7 protein-coding genes are annotated in these 4082 nt (G+C 69.3%); 5 read left to right on the top strand and 2 right to left on the bottom strand.

From position 1 onward, the window contains the following. The first annotated feature begins 229 nt into the window (after window positions 1-229). Window positions 230-688, top strand: a complete 459-nt coding sequence (locus HUV01_RS13060; RefSeq protein WP_174298657.1) for a host attachment family protein — start codon at window positions 230-232, stop codon at window positions 686-688. Between the two features lie 95 nt (window positions 689-783). On the opposite strand, the gene HUV01_RS13055 is transcribed toward HUV01_RS13060, so the two are convergent. Further along, window positions 784-1701, bottom strand: a complete 918-nt coding sequence (locus HUV01_RS13055; protein ID WP_217431006.1) for a hypothetical protein — start codon at window positions 1699-1701, stop codon at window positions 784-786. A gap of 369 nt (window positions 1702-2070) precedes the next feature. Between HUV01_RS13055 and dksA the strand changes: the two genes are divergently transcribed. Together dksA and HUV01_RS13045 are read left to right on the top strand one after the other, a co-directional pair. Further along, window positions 2071-2535, top strand: a complete 465-nt coding sequence (gene dksA, locus HUV01_RS13050) for an RNA polymerase-binding protein DksA (protein ID WP_174298656.1) — start codon at window positions 2071-2073, stop codon at window positions 2533-2535. A gap of 141 nt (window positions 2536-2676) precedes the next feature. Next, window positions 2677-3084: a PilZ domain-containing protein gene (locus HUV01_RS13045; RefSeq protein ID WP_254606636.1), complete on the top strand. Its 408-nt coding sequence runs from the start codon at window positions 2677-2679 to the stop codon at window positions 3082-3084. Between the two features lie 39 nt (window positions 3085-3123). Here the strand turns inward: HUV01_RS13045 and HUV01_RS13040 are convergent, their stop codons facing one another. Next, the gene (locus tag HUV01_RS13040) at window positions 3124-3279 is read right to left on the bottom strand and encodes a DUF465 domain-containing protein (protein WP_174298655.1); all 156 of its coding nucleotides are present in this window, start codon (window positions 3277-3279) and stop codon (window positions 3124-3126) included. Window positions 3280-3451: 172 nt separating this feature from the next. Here HUV01_RS13040 and HUV01_RS13035 point away from each other — a divergent pair, with 172 nt between their 5' ends. Both HUV01_RS13035 and HUV01_RS13030 read left to right on the top strand, forming a co-directional pair. Further along, window positions 3452-3649 carry a YdcH family protein gene (locus tag HUV01_RS13035; RefSeq protein ID WP_174298654.1) on the top strand — a complete coding sequence of 66 codons (198 nt, stop codon included), beginning with the start codon at window positions 3452-3454 and terminating at the stop codon, window positions 3647-3649. Between the two features lie 108 nt (window positions 3650-3757). Beyond that, window positions 3758-4082: DUF1465 family protein (locus tag HUV01_RS13030; protein ID WP_174298653.1), on the top strand; the 325-nt coding region annotated here is incomplete at its 3' end.

The raw sequence follows: 4082 nt of genomic DNA, 5'->3' as shown, positions 1-4082 counted from the left end.
CCTCGTCCAGCGCGACCAGCCGGTCGGCGACCGGGGCCATCCCGCGCCGGGCGAGGCCGGCGTCGAAGCCGGCGGGGTCGTCGCGGATCAGGCGGATGTCGTGCATGGCGGCCGGGCTATGGCCGGGGCTCCGCCGGGTGGCAAGCCGGGGGCGTCCGACCGCCTGCGGCAACTTCCCCGCCCGGCGCGGCGTTCACCGTCACTCCCCAATCGCGGAAGGAACGGATCGATGCAGGTGGCGTACAAGGCGGTCGTGCTGGTGGCGGACGGGCGCAAGCTGCTGTTCCTGCGCAACCAGGGCGATGCGGCGCATCCCGACCTGCAAGTCGAGACCGCGCAGGAGCATCCCAACCCCAAGGACGGCGACCAGGCGAGCGATGCCGCCGGACGCGCCTCACCGGGCGGGGGCGGAGGCGGCGGATCGGCGGGCACGGGCAGCTCGGTTTCCGCCACCGACTTCCACCAGCTGGAGGAGGACCGGTTCGCCGCGCAGGCCGCCGAGATGCTGAAGCGCCGTGTGCTGGCGCATGACTTCGAGGAGCTGATCGTCGTCGCGCCGCCGCGCACGCTGGGCGAGCTGCGCAAGCATTACCATGTCGAGGTCAGCAGGCGATTGATCGGCGAACTGGCCAAGGACCTCACCGGCCACTCGATCGTCGATATCGAGCGGGCGCTGGCCGCCGCCTGATCGTCCCCGCCATCCCCGGCAGGAGGCTGGCGCAGAAGGCTGGGGCAGGAGGCTGGCGGGCGACCGGAAGCCTCCTGCCCGCCACCCGCCGCGGATCAGGCCGGCGCCCTCTTCCGGGCGAACCGCTGCCGGGCGACGAGCGCGGCGGCGGCGGCGCCGAACAGCAGGATCATGGGCGGCGCGGGAACGGGCGCGGGCGACCCCGGCGGCGTGCCGGGGGGAACCGGCGGCACGGGTGGCGGCGCCGGAGGCTGGTACCAACCCGCGCTGCTCGATCCGTACTGGTTCTGATCCTGGTTCTGGTTCTGGGTGTTGGTATTGGTATTGGTATTGCTGTTGTTGTTCGTGTTGCTGTTATTGTTGTTGTTCGTGCTACTGTTGTTGTTCGTGTTGTTGCTGACGTTCGAGTTGCTGTTGTTGTTCGTCGCATTGGCATCGGCGTTCGAGGTCGAACTGGCGTTGTTGCTGCTCGAATTGTTGCTGCTGTCGTTGTTCGTGCTGCTGTTGTTGCTGGAATTATCGACCGCCACGCCGACGTTCGCGCCGCCGGTGGACGAGGAGCTGGACACGTTGCCGGACGACGAGACGGCGACGTTGCCGGACGAGCTGGAGCTGGATGTGGAGGACAGGACGATGCCGCCTCCGCCGCCCGACGTGCCGCCAAAGAACCCGCCGCCGCCGAAACCGCCAAAGCCGCCCAGGAACCCGCCGGTGCCGCCGATCAGCGCCGGACCGATCTGGCCGCTGGAGCCTAGCGCATAGGGTGCCGGCGGCACGGGAACGGGTGCGCCCTGGTTGGCGACGGTCACGACCGTGGCCGGGCAGGAGGCGCGGGTCGTGGTGACGACGCGGCGCACGCGATTGCCGGCGACGGTCTGGCGCACGACATGCCGCGCGACGCGATGCAGGCGGATCGCGCGCGGATGCTCGGCGACGTGCACCGCTCCCCCGCCGATCACCGCGCCGCCACAGGCGCACGCGCAGAGTTTCGCCAGTGCCATCCGAACGGACATCGTCGTATCTTTCCCGTTACCGGCAGGCGGTCCACCGCAGGCCGACTGAAGCGATCATCCGCCGCTCATCTGCCAAAGTGCAAAACAAAGGCTTAAGCGCAATGGCGTTAACCATGATAACGGCCTGCGCCGGGCGTCGCCGCCGATCGCGAACTCCCCCATCCCGCTTAACGTGTCAGCGTGGGACGATATCGGATCGCGCTCGCCGCACCGGCACGGCGCTGCCTGGGAAGCGGGGCTCGCGCAGGGTAGCTGCATCCCTCACCGGTCCGCTCGCCGGCTCGCTTGTCGAGGGGCATCTCTCCCCGTATAGGCGCGCTGGCGTTGGGCGCGGCCGATGGGGCGGTTGCGGGTGACGGGGAGGTTTGCATGGCGTCGATCGCGAGTCGGGTTACTGACTTCCAGGATTTCGGTGCCGTCCTGACGGCTCCCGATGGGGACTATCGGCCATCCGCCGACGAACCGTTCATGTCGCTGCGCCAGCAGGAGTATTTCCGCCGCAAGCTGCTCGAATGGAAGGAGGCGATCCTGCGCGAGTCCCGCGGCACGCTCTCCCTGCTCCAGATCGATTCCCTGCGCGAGGCGGATCCCAACGATCGGGCGTCCAGCGAGACCGACCGGTCGATCGAGCTGCGCACCCGCGACCGCCAGCGCAAGCTCATCAGCAAGATCGAGGCGGCCGTCCGGCGTATCGACGACGGGGAGTACGGCTATTGCGAGGTCACGGGCGAGCCCATCAGCCTCGGCCGGCTGGAGGCGCGACCGATCGCCACGATGACGGTCGAGGCGCAGGAACGCCACGAGCGTCACGAGCGTGTGTCGCGGGAGGACTGATCGCCCATGTCGGCCTGCTCCCGGTCGGTGGGAGCGGGTCGACCCAGGCGCCCGACACGTCGCCCGGCACGTCGCCCGGCATGTAAACGCTTAATCGCTTGGTGAGGGCTGGCGTCGTATCGCGCGGATGCGCCCAAGATGATGGACCTGCCGATGGATCGCTCGTTGCCCTATCCCTTCACCCCCGGCGACCCCGACACCGACGGCCAGGAGCCGCGCGCGCGCGACAGCCTGTTCCTGATGGCGCGGCTTCGCACGCCCTCCATCGGCGAGACGTTCTCCGTTCGGATCCGCAATCTGTCGCCCGGCGGTCTGATGGCCGACTTCGCCGTACCACTGCCCCGCGACACGCAGCTGGAGGTCGAGGTGCGCGGGATCGGCTGGGTACCGGGCAAGGTCGCCTGGTTCGCGGAAGGGCGCACCGGCATCGCGTTCGACGCGCCGATCGATCCCCGCAAGGCGCGCAAGCCCGTGGCCGGAGCCGCGACGGCCGGGATCCTCACCGCGCCCGTCCCCGTTCCGCCGACGCCCCGTCCACGGCGCCGATAGCGTCCGGGACGTCGGCTCCGGGACGTCGACCCGGCGGGATCAGGTCGCGTTTATCGCTTCCTTCAGGCGCAGTTTCTTCTTCTTGAGATCGTGGAGCACGGTCTGATCGGGCAGCGGGCGCTGTTCCTCCTCCGCGATACGCCGATCGAGCCCGGCGTGCTTCGCCTGAAGGGCCGAGTGGTGCGCCATGTGCATCGCAATCTCCTGGAAGACCGATCCGTCGGGATCGACAGCTAAACCATCGAGCCGTCCGAACGTCGCATGACGTTTCCTTGCGTGCGGCGAGTTTACGGTTTTGCGGGTCGACCCGTTTTGGTGCTCGCGCCGCTGCGGCGATGCGCTAAACCCCTTGGTCGGGGAGCACGCCATGGACGACGACCAGATTGCCCGCCGGATCGAGGCGCTCCGCGTCGAGCACCGGGACCTCGACGCCGCCATCGCCGCGCTCGGCACGACGGGCTCTCTCGACCAGATGCAGATCGCCCGGTTGAAGAAGCGCAAGCTCAGGCTCCGCGACGAGATCATGATGCTCGGCGACGAGCTGATCCCCGACATCATCGCCTGACGCGATGGCCGACCTTGCGCCTCGCATCGCACCGGATCGGGACGGTCGGACCGGCGCCGCGTTCCACGCGGCTGGCGGACGGCCACGGCTTCGTGGCAACCCCCGGCCATGACGAGGGGGGCCGGAACACGACTGCGACAGCGGCTGATCGACCGGCTCTATACCGAATCGATGCTGTTGGCCGACGAGGCGCGCAGTTACTTCGACGATGGCGGCCGGGTCGAGCGCGACGTCCTGTCGCCGCTGTCGCGCGTCACCTTTTCGTGCGAGTCGCTGAAGGTGACGACGCGGCTGATGTACGTGATCGCCTGGCTGCTCACCCAGCGCGCGGTGATGGCGGGCGAACTGCCGGCGCGCGACGCGCTCGACCCCTCGCGCCGGCTCGGGGATGCGCCGGTCAGCGACCCGGCGGCGATCGACGGGCTGCCGCTCG

The sequence above is a fragment of the Sphingomonas bacterium genome, assembly GCF_903643035.1.
Classification (GTDB): Bacteria; Pseudomonadota; Alphaproteobacteria; order Sphingomonadales; family Sphingomonadaceae; genus Sphingomonas.
Note: the sequence above shows the minus strand (reverse complement) of the source record. Positions and strands in the feature narration are given on the sequence as shown.